This window comes from Rhizobium bangladeshense (genome assembly GCF_001662075.1).
GTDB classification, from domain to species: domain Bacteria; phylum Pseudomonadota; class Alphaproteobacteria; order Rhizobiales; family Rhizobiaceae; genus Rhizobium; species Rhizobium bangladeshense_B.
The window spans coordinates 1-1,134 of the sequence record NZ_LYPL01000092.1 but is presented as its reverse complement, the minus strand read 5'-3'; the positions used below and the strand labels follow the sequence as shown (position 1 = coordinate 1,134).

The 1,134-nt window shown below is 65.3% G+C and carries 1 protein-coding gene; it reads left to right on the top strand.

Annotation, left to right across the window (positions count from 1 at the left end):
• A partial coding sequence (locus tag A7X77_RS31620) for a CocE/NonD family hydrolase (RefSeq protein ID WP_156668215.1) occupies window positions 1–1,134 on the top strand: 1,134 nt, incomplete at both ends.

Genomic DNA, 1,134 nt, shown 5'->3' with positions numbered 1-1,134 from the left:
ACGCGGCTTGCCGCGCGCATCTGGATGCCCGAGGGCGCCGATCAGGATCCCGTTCCCGCCGTCTTCGAATTCCTGCCCTATCGCAAACGCGACGGCACCAGTCCTCGCGATGAGTCGACCTACCCGGTCTTTGCTGCCGCCGGCATTGCCGGCGTCCGCGTCGACATCCGCGGTTCTGGGGAATCCGACGGTGTCATCGACGGCGAATATACCGAGCGGGAGCTTGCCGACGCCTGCGAGCTCATCGCCTGGATCGCCGCGCAGCCCTGGTCGAACGGTTCGGTCGGCATGATGGGCATCTCCTGGGGCGGCTTCAACAGCCTGCAGGTCGCGGCATTGCGCCCGCCGGCGCTCAAAGCCGTCATCTCGATCGCCTCGACCGTCGACCGCTACAACGATGACATCCACTACAAGAACGGCTGCCATCTCTCCGCCCAGCTCTCATGGGCGGCGACGATGCTCGGCTACCAGTCGCGCCCGCCCGATCCCGCCCTTGTCGGCGAGCGCTGGAAGGAGATGTGGATCGAGCGCCTGGCAGGCGAACCCTTTTTCATGGAGGAATGGCTGAGCCATCAGCGGCGCGATGATTTCTGGCGTCACGGCTCGATCTCGGAGGATTTTTCGAGCGTCGACATCCCGACGCTTGTCATCGCCGGCTGGGCCGACGGCTATCGCAATACGCCGCTGATGGCGGTCGAGGGCTTGGGCGACAAAGCCAAGGCGCTGATCGGCCCCTGGGTGCACAAATATCCGCACTTCGCATGGCCGAAACCGCGCATGGATTTTCATGCCGAAGCGATCGCCTGGTGGAACAAATGGCTGCGCGGCGAGGATAATGGCATCGACCGGCTGCCGCAGGCCCGCGCCTATATTCTCGATGCCGTCCGCCCGGCGCCGCGGCGTGACAGCGATCCGGGTTTCTGGGTGGCGAAGGACAGCTGGTCGCCGCCGAAGATGCAATGCTTCTATGTCGAGCAATTCGGCAGGCTGACGCAGGGCATGCCGATCCCGCATGCGCCGGAGCATCCCGTCTATCTGCGCTCGCCGCTCGACACGGGCACCGCCTCGGGCGAATGGTTCACGCTGAAGCCGGATGCGGAGCTGGCGATCGATCAGCGCCTCGACGATGCCGGC